Here is a 17,399-nt window from a genome sequence, read left to right as displayed (position 1 = left end):
TAAAAAGAGGCAGGGCGTGCCGATTCGCTACAATATCGGGATGTCCCTACCCGAACCTTCTAGCGACGCGCTGGCCGCGTCCCACGCCCTGCAGCACCTGATCGCCGCCGACATCGAACGCAACGCAGGCGCCATTTCCTTTGCCCGCTACATGGAGCTGGCCCTGTACGCGCCCGGTCTGGGCTACTACAGCGGCGGCTCCGCCAAGCTGGGAAAAGATGGCGATTTCACCACTGCGCCCGAACTCACGCCGCTGTTCGGCGCGACCCTGGCGCGGGTGGCAGCCGCTATTATCGCCCAAAGCGCGCCGTACATCCTCGAATTCGGCGCCGGCACCGGCAAGCTGGCCTTCGATATCCTGACCGAACTGGCCGCTGCCGGCATCCGCGTCGAACGCTACAGCATCGTCGAACTGTCGGGCGAACTGCGCGCGCGCCAGCAGCACACGCTGCGCGATTTCCCGCAAGTGCAATGGCTCGATGCCATGCCCGAGTCGTTTGACGGCGTGGTGTTCGGCAACGAGGTGCTCGATGCCATGCCGGTGCACCTGGTCACCAGACATCCGGACGGCTGGCGCGAACTGCAAGTGACGGTGGCCAACGGCCGCTTCGACTACCTGGAAGCGCCGATCGGCGCCGACCTGCTGGCGCAGGTGCAGCGCCAGATCGCCCACCACGACGCGCTCCCGGTCGGTTATGTGACCGAGGTGCACGGCGTGGCCTGCGGCTTCATGGCCAGTGTGAGCCGCATGCTGCTGGCCGGCCGCGCCAACGCCGCCTTCCTGTTCGACTACGGTTTCCCGGCGCACGAGTTTTACCTCGACCTGCGCGCCACCGGCACCCTGATGTGCCACTACCGCCACCATGCCCACGCCGAACCGTTCTTCCACCCTGGTCTGCAGGACATCACCGCCCACGTCGATTTCACGGCCATGGCGCTGGCCGCGCAGGACGCCGGCATCGACATCCTCGGCTACTTCAACCAGGCCGGCTTCCTGCTGGGCGCCGGCATCGGCGAGTTGCTGCTGCGTACCGACCCGGACAACGTGATTGCCTACATCCCGCAGTCAAAAGCCGTGCACAAGCTGGTGTCGCCGGCCGAGATGGGGGAATTGTTCAAAGTTTTGGCGATCGGCAAGAATGTAGCGCTGCCGGAAACGATCCTGGCGCAGGACCGCAGCCACCGGCTATGAGCGAATCTGTAGCTAAAAAGGCACGATGATTGATAAAGCAATGGCGTGCATCGACTCTGCGTGCCGGATTGCTGCTGCGCGCGGCGCAAGATCGGCTATCATGAATGATTCAGCGTCGATTTGGCTGCATCATTGACGTCAACCTCCTTCCACCGCCTCGGCCAGCATTGCACAGATGGGCAAAGTACATACTCACTATGACAACCTGAAAGTGTCGCGCATGGCGCCGCAGGAGGTCATCCGTGCGGCCTACAAGGCACTCAGCCAGAAATATCATCCGGACAAGAACCCGGGCGATGAAAAAGCCGCGCGCATCATGGCCATCGTCAATGGCGCGTATACCACCTTGTCCGACCCCCAGCGCCGCAAGGAGCACGACGAGTGGATCGCGGCCGAGGAATGGGAAGTCGACTGGGTCGAAAGCACGCGCCACGAAGACCATCGCGGCGACAAGGGGCGCCCCGATGCCGAGCACTGGCAGCCAGAGACGGTGGACCGTACGCCCCGCAAGCGTAAAGCGCTGGGACGCTGGAAGTGGGGCGCCGCGCTGTTCGGCTGCCTGGTGGTGGGCTGGGTGGGCGGCGCCGTCACGGCCGAGCCGCACTGGCTCGACAAGGCCTGGGGCGGCCGCACGCCGCCCGGCATTTCCCAGGCACGCGCCGCCGCGCCAGATCCGCTGCCCGAACCGCACGACGCCCTGGCCGCCGCCGACCGCGCCGGCCTGTCCGACCGCCCGGCCGGCATCAAGGTCGTGGCTATGTCGCAGGTGGTGCTGCCCAGCGGCGACTGCGACAACAACGACACCGGCAACCACGCGCTGCCGCTGCTCGCCCCCAACGGCGAACCGTGGCCGCGCCAGTCCGGCTATCTCGACGGCTTTTCGGTCGGCAACCGGGGCGACGACATGCAGCTGATGCTCGACAACGCCAACAATGCCTCGGCCGTGTTCATCAAGGTCTATGACGTCGATCGCCGCGCCAATGTGCGCTACGCGTACGTGCAGGCGCACGACAAGTACATGGTCGATCAGTTGGCCAATGGCAAGTACGAAATCCGTTACCAGAACCTCGACAGCAGCGCGTCCTGCCCGGCGTCCACGGTGCCCGCGCCAAGCCGCGCGGCCGACGCCAACCCGCGCCCGTCCTCGCTGCTCTGATACTTTCATAAGGCAAGTTTCAACCGTGCCGGCAGCGCCGCCCGGCGGGTTGTTGCGCGCTGGTGGGCCGACTTCCATTGGGCTTGTCACCGTGTGGGAATCTGATTATGCTAGGGCAATATCAGCCGCACGAGACTCAACAGGAGATAGTCCGCATGACCGATTCCCACGCCACCGAGGAAGACTGGCTGATCGAGGAAGACGAGGAGCTTCCCCCGCCAGCCTGCGGCGGCCCGGAACAGCGCCAATGGCGCGTGCTGATTGTCGATGACGATGTCGATGTGCATGCGGTCACGCGGCTGGCGCTGCGCAATGTGAGCTTCAAGGGGCGCGAGCTGGAACTGTTTTCGGCCTACAGCGGCCGCGAAGGCTTCGCCATCCTGCGCGATACGCCCGACATCGCGCTGGTGCTGCTCGACGTGGTGATGGAAACCGACGATGCGGGCCTGATCCTGGCGCGCCGCATCCGCGAAGAGCTCGACAACCAGATCGTGCGCGTGGTGCTGCGCACGGGCCAGCCGGGCCAGGCGCCCGAGCAGCGCGTGATCATCGAATACGACATCAACGATTACAAGGCCAAGACCGAGCTGACCACGCAAAAGCTGTTCACCACGGTGATCTCGTCGCTGCGCGCGTACGAGAGTCTCAATATGCTTGAACGCAGCCGCGCCGGGCTGGGCAAAATCCTCTCCGGCGCCACCAACCTGTACCAGATCCACTCGCTGCGCGAATTCGCCTCCGGGGTACTGAACCAGGTCAGCGCCATCCTCGACGTGGGCGCCGACGGCGTGCTGTGCCTGATGCAGGGCGGCACCGGCGCCACCAGCGTGGTGGCCGCCACCGGCGGCTATGCGACGCTGGCCGACGCCGAGGCCATGCCGGCCGACCACCCGCTATGGCCCACCATCGCCAAGGCCTTCGCCGAAAAGAAAAGCCAGTTCGACCACCCGGCCAACGTGCTGTTCATCCACACGCTGGAAAACCGTGAAGTCGCCATTTCCGTCACGCCGCCCTGGCCGCTGGCGCAGATCCAGCGCGACCTGCTGGAGGTGTTCTGCCAGCGCATTGCGGCCGCCTTCGACAATCTGTACATGTTCGGCCAGCTGCGCAAGGCGCAGGAAGCCACCGTGGTGGCGCTGGCCGACCTGGCCGAGTTCCGCGACGACACCACGGGCGGCCATGTGCGGCGGGTGCAGCATCTGTCCACGGCGCTGGCCGAACGTGTGGCCGAGCGCGGCGCGTACGCCGATGAAATCACCCCACAGCTGCTGGAGATGATCGGCCTGGCCAGCATCCTGCACGACGTGGGCAAGGTGGCCACGCCCGACGCCATCCTGCTCAAGCCCGGCCCGCACACGCCCGAGGAACGGGTGCGCATGCGCGAACACGCAGGCGTGGGGCAGGCCATCCTCGAACGCGCGGCCAACATGGTCGATGGCGTGAGCTACCTTACCTACGGCGCCCAGATCGCCGGCGGCCACCACGAGCACTTCGACGGCAACGGCTACCCGCATGGCCTCAAGGGCCGCGCCATCCCGATCGCGGCCAGGATCGTGGCGGTGGTCGATGTCTTCGACTCGCTGCTGCACGAGCGCCCGTACAAGGAGCCGTGGCCGCACAGCGAGGTGGTGGCGTACATCCGCGAACGGGCGGGTACGCAGTTCGATCCTGAAGTGGTGGCGGCGTTGTCCGACCTGATCGAGCGCGATCCGTCGATCGGGCACACGCCGGCTTAGACGGAACTGGCGCCGGCGCGCACCATCGCCTCGAACTCGCAAGCCGGCATCGGTCGCGCAAACAGGTAGCCCTGCGCCTCTTCGCACTGCTTGGAGCGCAGGAAGTCGCGCTGGGCTTCGGTTTCCACGCCCTCGGCTACCACGGCCAGGCCCAGCGAATGGGCCAGCGCGATGGTGGCCGCCACGATCACCGCATCGTCGGGATCTGTTTCGATATCCTTCACGAAGCCGCGGTCGATCTTGATGCGGTCGATCTCGAACAGCTTCAGGTAGCTGAGCGACGAATAACCGGTGCCGAAGTCGTCGATTGCCACCTTGATGCCGCGCGCGCGCAGTTGTTCGAGCAGCACGCGGCTGCGTTCCGGATCCTGCATCGCCGCCGATTCGGTGATCTCCAGTTCCAGCAGCGCCGGGTCGATACCCTGGCTGCCCAGCAGGCGGTCGAGCAGGGGCAGCAGGCCGGGGCCGTGGCACTGGCGCGCCGACAGGTTGACGGCCAGGCGCAAATGCGCCAGATCGCCGCCGCGCCATGCCGCCAGCCGTGCCGTGGCCTCGTGCAGCACCCACTCGCCCAGCGGCAGGATCAATCCCGATTCCTCGGCGATCGGAATGAAGCGGTCGGGCCCCACCATGCCCAGCTCGGGATGGTGCCAGCGCAGCAGCGCTTCGGCGCCGATGATGCGCGCGGTGGCCAGGTCCACTTGCGGTTGCAGATACAGCTCGAACTCGTGCTGTTCGAGCGCCTGCCACAGCCGGCCTTCGAGCAGCAGCCGCTCGTGGGTGGCAGCGTTCATTTCGGCCGAGAAGAACTGGAAATTGCCGCGTCCCTGGTTCTTGGCCGCGTACATCGCGGTGTCGGCATGGCGCATCAGGGTGCCGGCGTCGATGCCGTCGGACGGGAACATCGCCACGCCCACGCTGGTGCCGCTGTGGATGGTCTTGCCCTGCAAGGTGTAGGGGGCGCTCAGCGACTCCACCAGCCGCACGGCGATGTTGGAAGCGTCGTCCGGGCTCACCGCGCCGGACGTGACGATGATGAATTCGTCGCCGCCCAGGCGGGCGATGATGTCCACCTCGCGCAGCAGTTCGCGCAGCCGGTTGGCCGCCGCCACCAGCAACTGGTCGCCCACCGCGTGACCATGGGTGTCGTTGATTTTCTTGAAGTGGTCGAGGTCGAGGAACAGCACGGCAGCAGTGCCTTGCCCGCGCCGCGTTTGCGACAGCAACTGGTCGAGCCGCAGGTTGAGCGACAGGCGGTTGTCGAGGCCCGTGAGGGCGTCGCTGTGGGCCAGGCGGTGGATGCGCTCCTGCGCCTGGTGCTGGGCCGTCAGATCGTGCAGGATGGCCACGAACAGGTGCTCGTCGGGCAGCTCCACCTCGCTCACCGAAATGGCCAGCGGGAATTCGCTGCCGTCGCTGCGCCAGCCCGTCAGCTCGTATTCGTGGGTGACGCCGCAGGCGATCATGCGCAGCAGGCCCGCCGCATCGAGCCCCTCGGCCTCGCCCACGCCGACCGGCACCAGGCGCTCCAGGCGCAGGCGCATCATCTGCTCGGGCGAGTAGCCGAACAGGCGGCCGGCGGCGGCATTGGCCGACTTGAGCCAGCCGTCGCCATCGACCGTGAGGATGGCGTCGGCGGCCTTGTTCAAAATCGCCTGCAGCCGCGCCTCGCGTTCGCGCAGGCGCGCGGTGCTGTCGGTCACCTGCGCCTGGATGCGCGCGCGTTCGCCGCTGATCAGCAGCATCAGCACCCCCAACAGGCCGGTGAGCAGCAGGCCGCCGGTCAGCACGGTCCAGCTTTGCCAGCCGCGCTGGAGCATCTGGTAGGCCGGCGTGGGCGCCAGGGTCAGCTCGTAGGTGCGGCCGCCAAAGCTCAGCTGGCGGCGGTAGTCGTTGCCGCTCGTGCTGGCGCCTGCCGGCAGCGTGTCGCGCAGGATGCGGCTCGAACTGGTGTCGCCCACATCGATGAAGCGGACCAGAAAGTGCTCGAACTCGGAGCGCTTGAGCGCCTGTTCCAGCAGCGTGTCGAACTGCATGGTGAGCAGCAGGGCGCCGGTGGCATTGCGCTGATCGCTGGCGGGATATACGGTTTGCAGCAGCACCAGGCCGGCGCTGGGCAGGTTGCGTACGAACTGCAAAGGCGGGCCCGCCGTGGGCTGGCCGGACTGGATCGCCAGCTCCAGCGTGGCGCGGCGCTGGTCCTCGGACAGGAAGTCCAGGCCCAGGTAGGCGCGTGCATCGGCCGGCTCGATGTAGGTCGCCACAAAATATTTTTCACGCGAGCTGGCCTTGCGCGGATAACCGGTCAGCGTCGGTTCGCGGATTTCGAAGCCGGGGTCGATATGCTGGCGCGCCCATGCCTCGAAACCGGCGCGTTCGCTGCCGGCCACCGGCACCAGCCACGACATTGACAGCAGTTCAGGGCGCTGGTCCAGGTAGCCGTGCGCCAGGTTGCTGAATTCTTCCGCGTGCAGCGTGCGGCGCGGATCGTCGAGCGCCTTGGCCATGGCGAAAACAAAGCGTTCGTGCTCGCTGAACTGCGCTTGCAGCAGGTCGCCGGTCTGCTGCGCCTTGAGGCGGAACGTCTGCATCTGCTGGTTGTTCTCCCAGCGGTCGGCTTGCAGGTAGATGCCGATGAAGGCGGCGGTGGACAGCAGCAATGGCAGGCCGACCAGCAGGCGCCGGCGCGACCACAGCGCGCGCGGACGGCCGATGGCGATCCAGGTCAGCGGCGCGGCCAGCAGGATGCCGATGGAGTCGCCCATCCACCAGGCCAGCCAGTCGCCGACGATGGTGTCGCCCTGCAGCTGGCCCGCCAGCACGTGGCCGGCCAGCGCCACGGTGCTGCTGACGAACGTGACGCCGACGGCCAGCAGAACGAAGCGCGCCACATCGCGCCCGGAGCCGATGGCCGGATCGATACAGCGGCGGAACACGGTACTGCCGGCCCAGGCCTGGAAGGTGGCGCCGATGGTGGTGGCCACGGCGCACGCCAGCAGCGCCGGCGTGAGGGGGATGTGATTGACCAGGAGCACCAGCAAGTTGACGACCAGGGCGCCGAGCGCCACCGCCGGCAACAGCCGGGCGCCGCCGACGGCGCAGGCGGCCAGGGCGATGCCGGCCGGCAGAAAGATGGGGGAGGCGTAGGCCGGCGGCAGCGCCAGCAGCAGGCCCAGGCGCCCGGCAATCACATAGGCGGCCAGCAGGGCCAGGTTGGCGCACAGCAGGCGCCATGGGTTGTTTCCCGACTGATGATCCAAACGAGGGGGCTCCTGGCAGGTGATGGTCGAAAGATTGTATAGGGTTGTTTGGAGGAAATCATCGCCTAAAATTTCAGCATTCAATTCAACTTAAAAACAACACTTGCACTTTTGCAGTTCGTGCAGTTACAATCTCGCCCCGAAGCAGACAGTTAATTGCAACGACACGAAATAATGTCAGACGCAGTTGACAGGTCAAAGAAGTTGCTTCATACTCTGCGGTTCCTCGCGGAGGGGTGGCCGAGTGGTTAAAGGCGACGGACTGTAAATCCGTTCTCTATGAGTACGCTGGTTCGAATCCAGCCCCCTCCACCAAGTTGTTGCAGTGAGACTGATAGTAGTGAAATGAACGATACCTCGCGGGTGTAGCTCAATGGTAGAGCAGAAGCCTTCCAAGCTTACGACGAGGGTTCGATTCCCTTCACCCGCTCCAGTGTTGTTGCAATGCCGATGCGCAATCAGGGCATCACCGTAGTACACAAATAAGTAGTACCCAATCAGCCCTTTTAGCTCAGTGGTAGAGCACTCCCTTGGTAAGGGAGAGGCCACGTGTTCAATCCACGTAAAGGGCACCAGAATTCGCAGTACGCAGTATTGGCTGCCACGCGCGGCCCCATCAGCAAAAAGCATAGTATTAAGTCAGCAGTCGGGCGTAGGCCCGGGCAATCACCCCACATCGTTAGGAGTCTAAAATGGCAAAAGAGAAATTCGAGCGGACCAAGCCGCACGTCAACGTCGGCACCATTGGTCACGTTGACCACGGCAAGACCACCCTGACCGCTGCAATCGCTACCGTTCTGTCGAAAAAATTCGGCGGCGAAGCTAAAGCCTACGACCAGATCGATGCTGCACCAGAAGAAAAAGCACGCGGTATTACCATCAACACCGCTCACGTCGAGTACGAAACCGCCGGCCGTCACTACGCCCACGTTGACTGCCCAGGCCACGCCGACTACATCAAAAACATGATTACCGGTGCAGCGCAGATGGACGGCGCGATCCTGGTTTGCTCCGCAGCTGACGGCCCAATGCCACAGACCCGCGAGCACATCCTGCTGGCCCGTCAAGTTGGCGTTCCATACATCATCGTGTTCCTGAACAAGTGCGACCTGGTCGACGACGCAGAACTGCTGGAACTGGTCGAAATGGAAGTTCGTGAGTTGCTGTCGAAATACGAGTTCCCAGGCGACGACGTACCAATCATCAAAGGTTCGGCACGTATGGCGCTGGAAGGCAAAGAAGGCGAGATGGGCGTTGACGCCATCATGCGTCTGGCCGATGCACTGGACAGCTACATCCCTACGCCAGAGCGCGCAGTGGATGGCGCCTTCCTGATGCCAGTGGAAGACGTGTTCTCGATCTCGGGTCGCGGTACCGTTGTGACCGGTCGTATCGAACGCGGCGTGATCAAAGTCGGCGAAGAGATCGAAATCGTCGGCATTATCGACACCGTCAAAACCACTTGCACCGGCGTGGAAATGTTCCGCAAGCTGCTGGACCAGGGTCAAGCTGGCGACAACGTTGGTCTGCTGCTGCGCGGCACCAAGCGTGAAGACGTGCAACGTGGTCAGGTTCTGGCCAAGCCAGCGTCGATCAAGCCGCACAACCACTTCACCGGCGAGATCTACGTTCTGTCGAAAGATGAAGGCGGCCGTCACACCCCGTTCTTCAACAACTATCGTCCACAGTTCTACTTCCGTACGACTGACGTGACCGGTTCGATCGAGCTGCCAGCGGACAAAGAAATGGTTATGCCAGGCGACAACGTGTCGATCACCGTCAAGCTGATCAACCCGATCGCGATGGAAGAAGGTCTGCGCTTCGCAATCCGCGAAGGTGGCCGTACCGTAGGTGCAGGCGTTGTAGCAAAAATCATCGCCTAATTAGGATGGCGGATTGGCCACCAGGGGTGTCCCTGGTGGTATAATCGAAATCCTTTGTAAGTAGTACTCGGAAGGGGCGTAGCTCAATTGGCAGAGCGTCGGTCTCCAAAACCGAAGGTTGGGGGTTCGAGGCCCTCCGCCCCTGCCACCGAATCTGGTGCAGGGCACCGAAAGTAAAAATACAATGTCTAATCAATCCGTGCAGACCGTCAGCACGTCGAATGACAAGATTAAGGTTGCGCTGGCCATAGCCGTCGCAATCGCAGGTGTGGTCGGGTTTTATTACCTGTTGGACAAACCAGCTCTGGTGCGCGCGGGCGCACTTGTAGCTGGTTTGGCTTTTGCCGTTCTGCTCTTGTGGACTTCGTCGACTGGCCGTGATTTCCTGAATTTCGCCCAAGAATCCGTTCGCGAAACGAAAAAGGTCGTCTGGCCTACCCGTCGCGAAGCGATGCAAATCACTGGTATCGTGTTTGCCTTTGTGTTTGTGATGGCGCTGTTCCTGTGGGGCACGGATAAGACACTGGAATTCCTGTTATACGATCTCATTCTGGGCATACGAAAATAATGAGCGAAAATGTGCAAGAAGACGTGCAAGGCGAAGTGCCTGCACAAGAAGCTGGCGCAGCGCCAATCAGCGTCCCAGTAAGCAACAAGCGCTGGTACGTTGTTCATGCGTATTCCGGTATGGAAAAAAGCGTGCAGCGCGCGCTGACCGAGCGCGTAGAGCGCGCCGGCATGCAAGACCAGTTCGGCCAGATCCTGGTGCCAACTGAAGAAGTAGTCGAAGTGAAAAACGGTCAAAAGTCCGTCACCGAGCGTCGTTTCTTCCCTGGCTACGTGCTGGTGGAAATGGAAATGACCGACGAAACCTGGCACCTGGTGAAAAACACCAGCAAGGTCACCGGTTTCATCGGCGGCAAATCGAACAAGCCGACCCCGATTCCTGCCCGCGAGATCGACAAGATCATGCAGCAGATGCAAGAAGGTGTCGAGAAGCCACGGCCAAAAGTGCTGTACGAAGTGGGCGAGCAAGTCCGCATCAAGGATGGCCCGTTCACCGACTTCAACGGCAACGTCGAGGAAGTCAACTACGAGAAATCGAAAGTGCGCGTCTCGGTCACCATCTTCGGTCGCGCCACTCCAGTCGAACTCGAGTTCGGCCAGGTCGAAAAAGTATAAGCAGCACCGTTCGCCAGAACGGGCGACGGTGTAAAAACCTGACAAATCTGGCACAAGAGGAGCCCCGCATGCAATGTATCGCATCGCGGGGCGCTACTACTCAACTCCAAAGACAGGAGCCATCATGGCAAAGAAAATCATTGGTTTTATCAAGCTGCAAGTACCAGCTGGTAAAGCAAACCCATCCCCACCGATCGGCCCAGCGCTGGGTCAGCGCGGTCTGAACATCATGGAATTCTGCAAGGCCTTCAATGCACAGACCCAAGGTCTGGAGCCAGGCATGCCGATTCCAGTCGTGATCACCGCCTTTGCTGACAAGTCCTTCACCTTCGTGATGAAGACCCCACCAGCAACGTTCCTGATCAAGAAACACGCTGGCATCACCAAAGGTTCGCCGAAGCCACATACCGACAAAGTCGGTACGCTGACCCGTGCCCAAGCTGAAGAAATCGCTAAATTGAAAACCCCTGATCTGACCGCTGCCGACCTGGATGCTGCTGTACGCACCATCGCTGGTTCCGCACGTTCGATGGGCATCACGGTGGAAGGTCTGTAATCATGGCAAAACTGTCCAAACGCGCAAAAGCTATCAAGGCTAAAGTTGATAGCACCAAGTCCTACGCCTTCGACAACGCAGTCGCGCTGATCAAAGAACTGGCTACCGCCAAGTTCAATGAATCGATCGACGTGTCGGTACAACTGGGTGTGGATCCGAAGAAATCGGACCAGGTCGTTCGCGGTTCCGTCGTGCTGCCAGCTGGCACCGGCAAAACCGTTCGCGTTGCTGTGTTCGCTTCGGGCGAAAAAGCAGAAGCTGCTAAAGCAGCTGGCGCCGACGTTGTTGGTATGGAAGACCTGGCCGAGCGCGTCAAAGCCGGCGACATGCCTTTCGATATCGTCATCGCTTCGCCAGACACCATGCGTATCGTTGGTACCCTGGGTCAGATCCTGGGCCCACGTGGGCTGATGCCTAACCCGAAAGTCGGCACCGTAACCCCTGACGTCGCTACCGCCGTGAAAAACGCGAAAGCCGGTCAAGTTCAGTACCGTACCGACAAAGCCGGTATCATCCACGCTACGATCGGCCGCAAATCGTTCGCTGACGCAGATCTGAAGAGCAACCTGGTTGCCCTGATCGACGCGCTGAACAAAGCCAAGCCAGCATCGAGCAAAGGTGTTTACCTGCGCAAGGTATCGCTGTCGTCGACCATGGGCGCTGGCGTCCGTGTTGACCAGGCTACCCTGGCTGCCTAAGTTTCACGTATCAAATTTAGTCGCTGAGCTGAACAGCTCGGCGCAGTTCTTTGGGATGGCTGCCGTGCAAACGGCAGTCGCAATCAAAGACCGTTGGGCCAGGTGCATCAGGCAGGCGCCCGGTTAATTGAGTTGTTTCACCCAACGCAGATGGTGTTCCCGACCAAGTTTTGCAGTCCATTGGACTCCTAACCTCGGACGCCGTTGTTCGAACCGATAACCGGCAATTGGGCTGGTTATCATTTAAGGAGATTGACCGTGGGTCTCAATCTGAATGACAAAAAGGCCGTCGTCGCCGAAGTTTCCGCAAAAGTAGCAACTGCGCAAACCATCGTCGTGGCCGAGTATCGTGGCATCCAGGTTGCTCACTTGACGCAACTCCGTGCCAAGGCGCGTGCTCAAGGCGTGTACCTGCGAGTGTTGAAAAACACCCTCGCACGTCGCGCTGTCGAAGGCACGCAGTTCGCCTCGCTGGCAGACAGCATGACCGGTCCGCTGATCTATTCGATCTCGGACGACGCCGTTGCAGCAGCTAAAGTCATCGCTGACTTCGCTAAAACCAACGACAAACTGGTCATCACTGCCGGTAACTACGCAGGCAAGCAGCTGGATAAAGCTGCTGTTGCCGCGTTGGCGAGCATTCCTAGCCGTGAAGTCCTCATCTCGCAGCTGTTGGGCGTTATGCTGGCTCCGGTATCGGGCTTCGCACGTGGTCTGGCTGCTCTGGCAGCGAAAAAATCCGAAGGTGCTCCTGCTGCTGAAGTTGCAGCAGAAGAAGCTCCTGCAGAAGCTTAATCAGCTGATGCATCCCGGCCTCGCGGCCGGGGCGGGTTTTTTTCAAGTAGCTATCTGATGTATTAAACGAATCAAAATTATTGGAGTTTCAAATGGCAATTAGCAAAGACGACATCCTGAACGCAGTGAGCGAAATGTCCGTAATGGACCTGAACGACCTGGTTAAGGCATTCGAAGAGAAATTCGGCGTTTCGGCCGCTGCAATGGCAGCTCCTGCTGCTGGCGGCGCTGCTGCAGCAGCTGTTGAAGAGCAAACCGAATTCAACCTGGTTCTGACCGAAATCGGCGCGAACAAAGTTGGCGTGATTAAAGCAGTTCGCGAAATCACCGGTCTGGGCCTGAAAGAAGCCAAAGACGTTGTTGACGGCGCACCAAAAACCGTTAAAGAAGCTCTGTCGAAAGCTGACGCTGAAGCCGCTAAGAAAAAGCTGGAAGAAGCTGGCGCCAAGGCCGAACTGAAGTAATTCAAGCTGTATTGGCGGCTACCATTAGCGCCACGAGCCAAAGCTGCGGGATTTCTCTCTTTACCGGGGGAAATCCCGGCTTTGGCTCCTTTGTCGTCTGTGTCGTATTTGTAACGTTGTCAAGACGTTGCAGTTCCAATTGATCCGCTGGAAATGGTAGAGATTTCAGGTTTCGTCTGTGTGACACGCAGCCGAGATTGTTGCTGAAGTGGCTGGCAGTGCACTGGCAAAACCTGAATTTTTTTCCTTTCTGTCACTCACGGAGTGTCCATGCACTACTCATTTACTGAGAAGAAACGCATTCGCAAATCATTCGCGAAGCGCGCCAACGTTCACAACGTTCCGTTCCTGCTGGCTACCCAGCTCGAGTCCTACCACAGTTTCTTGCAAGAAGATGTTAGCGCATCGGCGCGCAAGAACGACGGCCTGCAGTCGGCCTTTACCTCGATTTTCCCTATCGTTTCGCACAATGGCTTTGCGCGTCTCGAATTCCTGTCGTACGTTCTGGGCGATCCTGCCTTTGACGTCAAGGAATGCCAACTGCGTGGCCTGACGTTCGCGTCACCGCTGCGCGCCAAGGTGCGTCTGGTGATCCTGGACAAGGAATCGCCGACCAAGCCAGTCGTCAAGGAAATGAAGGAACAGGAAGTCTACATGGGCGAACTGCCCCTGATGACGACCACCGGTTCGTTCGTGATCAATGGTACCGAGCGTGTCATCGTTTCGCAGCTGCATCGCTCCCCGGGTGTGTTCTTCGAACACGACCGCGGCAAGACCCACTCGTCCGGCAAATTGCTGTTCTCGGCACGTATCATTCCTTACCGCGGCTCGTGGCTGGACTTCGAGTTCGACCCGAAAGACATCCTGTACTTCCGCGTCGACCGTCGCCGCAAGATGCCGGTATCGATCCTGCTGAAAGCCATCGGCATGACGCCGGAACAGATCCTGGCTAACTTCTTTGTCTTCGACAATTTCCACCTGCGCTCCGAAGGCGCGGAAATGGAATTCGTTGCCGAACGCCTGCGCGGCGAAGTCGCGCGCTTCGACATCGTCGATCCGAAGTCGGCCAAGACCATCGTCATGAAAGACAAGCGCATCAATGCCAAGCATGTGCGCGACATCGATGCCGCTGGCCTGAAGCACATCTCGGTGCCGGAAGACTACCTGCTGGGCCGCGTACTGGCCAAGAACATCGTTGATCCGGAGACCGGCGAAGTTGTCGCGTCCGCCAACGAAGAACTGACCGAAGACGTACTGAACCGTCTGCGCGATGCCGGCATCACCGACATCCAGACCCTGTACACCAACGACCTGGACCAGGGCGGCTACATCTCGCAAACCCTGCGCATGGACGACACCGCCGACCAAACGGCCGCGCGCGTGGCGATCTACCGCATGATGCGTCCTGGCGAACCGCCAACCGAAGACTCGGTCGAAGCACTGTTCAACGGCCTGTTCTACAGCCCTGAGCGTTACGACCTGTCGGCCGTGGGCCGCATGAAGTTCAACCGCCGTATCGGCCGTGATGAACTGACCGGTGCCATGACCCTGTCGAACGAAGACGTGCTGGCCGTGATCAAGATCCTGGTCGAGCTGCGCAACGGTCGCGGCGAAGTCGATGACATCGATCACCTGGGTAACCGTCGCGTACGTTGCGTCGGCGAACTGGCAGAAAATCAATTCCGTGCCGGCCTGGTGCGTGTTGAGCGCGCTGTCAAGGAACGCCTCGGCCAGGCCGAAGCGGACAACCTGATGCCGCACGACCTGATCAACAGCAAGCCGATCTCGGCCGCGATCCGTGAATTCTTCGGTTCGTCGCAGCTGTCGCAGTTTATGGACCAGACCAACCCGCTGTCGGAAATCACGCACAAACGTCGTGTATCCGCTCTGGGGCCTGGCGGTCTGACCCGCGAACGTGCCGGCTTCGAGGTGCGCGACGTGCACCCGACCCACTACGGCCGCGTGTGCCCGATCGAAACGCCTGAAGGCCCGAACATCGGCCTGATCAACTCGCTGGCTCTGTACGCCCGCCTGAACGAATACGGCTTCCTGGAAACCCCGTACCGCAAGGTTGACGGTTCCAAGGTCACCGAGCAGATCGATTACCTGTCGGCCATCGAAGAAGGCCGCTACATCATCGCCCAGGCTAACGCCAAAGTCGATGAGACCGGTACCCTGGTCGATGAACTGGTATCGTCGCGTGAAGCTGGCGAAACCATTCTGGTATCGCCAGAGCGCGTCCAGTACATGGACGTGGCGCCAGGCCAGATCGTTTCCGTTGCAGCATCGCTGATTCCATTCCTGGAACACGATGATGCGAACCGTGCATTGATGGGCGCCAACATGCAGCGCCAGGCAGTTCCTTGCCTGCGCCCTGAAAAAGCGCTGGTCGGGACCGGTATCGAACGCACCGTGGCAGTTGACTCGGGCACCACCGTGCAAGCACTGCGTGGCGGACTGGTTGACTACATCGATGCGGGTCGTGTCGTGATTCGCGTGAACGATGAAGAAGCCACCGCCGGCGAAGTCGGTGTGGACATCTACAACCTGATCAAGTACACCCGTTCAAACCAGAACACCAACATCAACCAGCGTCCGATCGTGCAAGTTGGCGACCGCGTGGCCAAAGGCGACGTGATTGCCGACGGCGCATCGACCGACCTGGGCGAGCTGGCACTGGGCCAGAACATGACCGTGGCGTTCATGCCATGGAATGGTCTGAACTTCGAAGATTCGATCCTGATCTCGGAAAACGTCGTCAAAGACGACCGTTACACCTCGATCCACATCGAAGAACTGAGCGTTGTTGCACGTGATACCAAGCTGGGCGCCGAAGAAATCACCCGTGATATCTCGAACCTGGCCGAAAATCAACTGGCACGCCTGGACGAATCGGGCATCGTGTACATCGGCGCGGAAGTTACCGCCGGCGACACCCTGGTCGGTAAAGTGACGCCTAAAGGCGAAACCCAGCTGACCCCGGAAGAAAAGCTGCTGCGCGCGATCTTCGGCGAAAAAGCTTCGGACGTTAAAGATACGTCGCTGCGCGTGCCTTCGGGCATGGTCGGTACCGTGATCGACGTGCAGGTGTTCACCCGTGAAGGCATCGTTCGCGACAAGCGCGCGCAACAGATCATCGACGATGAACTGAAGCGTTTCCGCCTGGACCTGAACGACCAGATGCGTATTGTGGAAGGCGATGCCTTCCAGCGTCTGGAAAAAATGCTGATCAATCAAGTGGTGAATGGCGGCCCTAAAAAGCTGGCCAAAGGCGCCAAGATCACCAAGGAATACCTGGACGATCTGGACAAGTACCACTGGTTCGACATCCGCCCATCGGAAGATGCTGCTGCCACCGCCCTCGAAGCGATCAAGGAATCGATCGCCGAGAAGCGTCACCAGTTCGATCTGGCCTTCGAAGAGAAGCGCAAGAAACTGACCCAGGGCGACGAGCTGCAACCTGGCGTGCAAAAAATGGTCAAGGTGTACCTGGCCGTGAAACGCCGCCTGCAGTCGGGCGACAAGATGGCGGGTCGCCACGGTAACAAGGGTGTGGTATCGCGCATTGTTCCAGTGGAAGACATGCCATACATGGCGGACGGTACGCCGGCCGACGTGGTACTGAATCCGCTGGGTGTTCCATCGCGTATGAACGTGGGTCAGATTCTCGAGACCCACCTCGGTTGGGCAGCGAAGGGCCTGGGCATCCGTATCGGCGAAATGCTGCAAGCGCAGATCAAGGTCGAAGAGATGCGCAAGTACCTGACCACGGTCTACAACGAATCGGGTCGTCCGGAAGATCTGGACCAGTTCGACGACGAAGAGATCATGAAGCTGGCGTACAACCTGAAAAAAGGTGTGCCGTTCGCTACCCCGGTATTCGACGGCGCGCACGAGTCGGAAATCCGTCGCATGCTCGATCTGGCGTATCCTGATGATGTCGCTGCCAAGCTGGGCATGACCCCATCGAAAAACCAGGTCACCATGTACGACGGCCGCACCGGCGAAGCGTTCGAGCGCAAGGTCACCGTTGGCGTGATGCACATGCTGAAACTGCACCACTTGGTTGACGACAAGATGCACGCGCGTTCGACCGGTCCATACTCGCTGGTAACGCAGCAGCCACTGGGCGGTAAAGCCCAGTTCGGTGGTCAGCGTTTCGGTGAGATGGAGGTGTGGGCACTGGAAGCGTACGGCGCATCGTACGTGCTGCAAGAAATGTTGACCGTGAAGTCCGATGACGTGAATGGCCGTACCAAAGTGTACGAAAACCTCGTCAAAGGCGACCACGTGATCGACGCCGGCATGCCGGAATCGTTCAACGTGCTGGTCAAGGAAATCCGTTCGCTCGGTATCGATATCGACCTCGAACGAAACTAAAAGACAGACTACCGTCATTTTGGTTTGAGATGTACAAAGCCCGGCTGGGTAACCATGCCGGGCAATGTAGTCTTAGGAATTAGAAGTTTAATCACCT

The 17,399-nt window shown here is 60.6% G+C and carries 12 protein-coding genes and 4 tRNA genes; 15 read left to right on the top strand and 1 reads right to left on the bottom strand.

What is annotated here, in order from left to right:
* The first annotated feature begins 40 nt into the window (after positions 1–40).
* From F8197_RS19185 to F8197_RS19175, 3 genes are all read left to right on the top strand, one after another.
* On the top strand, positions 41–1,192 hold the full coding sequence (locus tag F8197_RS19185; RefSeq protein ID WP_152883200.1) for a class I SAM-dependent methyltransferase: 1,152 nt from the start codon (positions 41–43) through the stop codon (positions 1,190–1,192).
* Positions 1,193–1,367: 175 nt separating this feature from the next.
* Positions 1,368–2,348 (top strand): J domain-containing protein, encoded by a 981-nt coding sequence (locus F8197_RS19180; RefSeq protein WP_152883199.1) that lies wholly within the window; start codon positions 1,368–1,370, stop codon positions 2,346–2,348.
* Between the two features lie 155 nt (positions 2,349–2,503).
* Positions 2,504–4,084 carry a DUF3369 domain-containing protein gene (locus tag F8197_RS19175; protein WP_152883198.1) on the top strand — a complete coding sequence of 527 codons (1,581 nt, stop codon included), beginning with the start codon at positions 2,504–2,506 and terminating at the stop codon, positions 4,082–4,084.
* On the opposite strand, the gene F8197_RS19170 is transcribed toward F8197_RS19175, so the two are convergent.
* Entirely contained in the window at positions 4,081–7,344 is a 3,264-nt protein-coding gene (locus tag F8197_RS19170; protein WP_152883197.1) for an EAL domain-containing protein, read from the bottom strand. The genes F8197_RS19175 and F8197_RS19170 overlap by 4 nt on opposite strands.
* A gap of 230 nt (positions 7,345–7,574) precedes the next feature.
* Between F8197_RS19170 and F8197_RS19165 the strand changes: the two genes are divergently transcribed.
* The 12 genes from F8197_RS19165 (at position 7,575) to rpoB (ending at position 17,302) form a co-directional block, all read left to right on the top strand.
* A tRNA-Tyr gene (locus F8197_RS19165) sits at positions 7,575–7,659 on the top strand.
* 44 nt (positions 7,660–7,703) lie between these two features.
* A tRNA-Gly gene (locus tag F8197_RS19160) sits at positions 7,704–7,777 on the top strand.
* Between the two features lie 67 nt (positions 7,778–7,844).
* Positions 7,845–7,919: transfer RNA gene (locus tag F8197_RS19155), tRNA-Thr, on the top strand.
* Between the two features lie 117 nt (positions 7,920–8,036).
* Complete coding sequence (tuf, locus tag F8197_RS19150) at positions 8,037–9,227, top strand: elongation factor Tu (RefSeq protein ID WP_019923500.1); 1,191 nt, start codon at positions 8,037–8,039, stop codon at positions 9,225–9,227.
* A 72-nt stretch (positions 9,228–9,299) separates the two neighbouring features.
* A tRNA-Trp gene (locus F8197_RS19145) sits at positions 9,300–9,375 on the top strand.
* Positions 9,376–9,411: 36 nt separating this feature from the next.
* Complete coding sequence (gene secE, locus F8197_RS19140) at positions 9,412–9,795, top strand: preprotein translocase subunit SecE (RefSeq protein ID WP_152883196.1); 384 nt, start codon at positions 9,412–9,414, stop codon at positions 9,793–9,795.
* Positions 9,795–10,409 carry a transcription termination/antitermination protein NusG gene (gene nusG, locus F8197_RS19135; protein ID WP_056139862.1) on the top strand — a complete coding sequence of 205 codons (615 nt, stop codon included), beginning with the start codon at positions 9,795–9,797 and terminating at the stop codon, positions 10,407–10,409. Before secE ends, nusG begins: the two co-directional genes overlap by 1 nt.
* A gap of 124 nt (positions 10,410–10,533) precedes the next feature.
* Positions 10,534–10,965: a 50S ribosomal protein L11 gene (rplK, locus tag F8197_RS19130; protein ID WP_019923555.1), complete on the top strand. Its 432-nt coding sequence runs from the start codon at positions 10,534–10,536 to the stop codon at positions 10,963–10,965.
* Between the two features lie 2 nt (positions 10,966–10,967).
* Positions 10,968–11,663: a 50S ribosomal protein L1 gene (gene rplA, locus F8197_RS19125; protein ID WP_019923554.1), complete on the top strand. Its 696-nt coding sequence runs from the start codon at positions 10,968–10,970 to the stop codon at positions 11,661–11,663.
* 258 nt (positions 11,664–11,921) lie between these two features.
* A complete protein-coding gene (gene rplJ / locus F8197_RS19120; protein ID WP_026637592.1) occupies positions 11,922–12,458 on the top strand; it encodes a 50S ribosomal protein L10 in 537 nt (178 codons plus the stop codon).
* Positions 12,459–12,550: 92 nt separating this feature from the next.
* Complete coding sequence (rplL, locus tag F8197_RS19115; RefSeq protein ID WP_070246949.1) at positions 12,551–12,922, top strand: 50S ribosomal protein L7/L12; 372 nt, start codon at positions 12,551–12,553, stop codon at positions 12,920–12,922.
* Between the two features lie 270 nt (positions 12,923–13,192).
* Positions 13,193–17,302, top strand: coding sequence for a DNA-directed RNA polymerase subunit beta (rpoB, locus tag F8197_RS19110; protein ID WP_152883195.1), 4,110 nt, complete (start codon positions 13,193–13,195; stop codon positions 17,300–17,302).
* Positions 17,303–17,399: the final 97 nt, after the last annotated feature.

This window comes from Duganella sp. FT27W, from assembly GCF_009295655.1.
Lineage (GTDB): Bacteria > Pseudomonadota > Gammaproteobacteria > Burkholderiales > Burkholderiaceae_D > Rugamonas > Rugamonas zoogloeoides.
The sequence above is the reverse complement of the archived record's forward strand: the minus strand, read 5'-3'. Positions and strand labels throughout refer to the sequence as shown.

What these genes read in the sequence shown, in the direction of transcription:
- F8197_RS19185 (WP_152883200.1), top strand. Translation starts at nt 41, where the DNA reads ATGTCCCTACCCGAACCTTCTAGCGACGCGCTGGCCGCGTCCCACGCC.
- F8197_RS19180 (WP_152883199.1), top strand. Translation starts at nt 1,368, where the DNA reads ATGGGCAAAGTACATACTCACTATGACAACCTGAAAGTGTCGCGCATG.
- F8197_RS19175 (WP_152883198.1), top strand. Translation starts at nt 2,504, where the DNA reads ATGACCGATTCCCACGCCACCGAGGAAGACTGGCTGATCGAGGAAGAC.
- tuf (WP_019923500.1), top strand. Translation starts at nt 8,037, where the DNA reads ATGGCAAAAGAGAAATTCGAGCGGACCAAGCCGCACGTCAACGTCGGC.
- secE (WP_152883196.1), top strand. Translation starts at nt 9,412, where the DNA reads ATGTCTAATCAATCCGTGCAGACCGTCAGCACGTCGAATGACAAGATT.
- nusG (WP_056139862.1), top strand. Translation starts at nt 9,795, where the DNA reads ATGAGCGAAAATGTGCAAGAAGACGTGCAAGGCGAAGTGCCTGCACAA.
- rplK (WP_019923555.1), top strand. Translation starts at nt 10,534, where the DNA reads ATGGCAAAGAAAATCATTGGTTTTATCAAGCTGCAAGTACCAGCTGGT.
- rplA (WP_019923554.1), top strand. Translation starts at nt 10,968, where the DNA reads ATGGCAAAACTGTCCAAACGCGCAAAAGCTATCAAGGCTAAAGTTGAT.
- rplL (WP_070246949.1), top strand. Translation starts at nt 12,551, where the DNA reads ATGGCAATTAGCAAAGACGACATCCTGAACGCAGTGAGCGAAATGTCC.
- rpoB (WP_152883195.1), top strand. Translation starts at nt 13,193, where the DNA reads ATGCACTACTCATTTACTGAGAAGAAACGCATTCGCAAATCATTCGCG.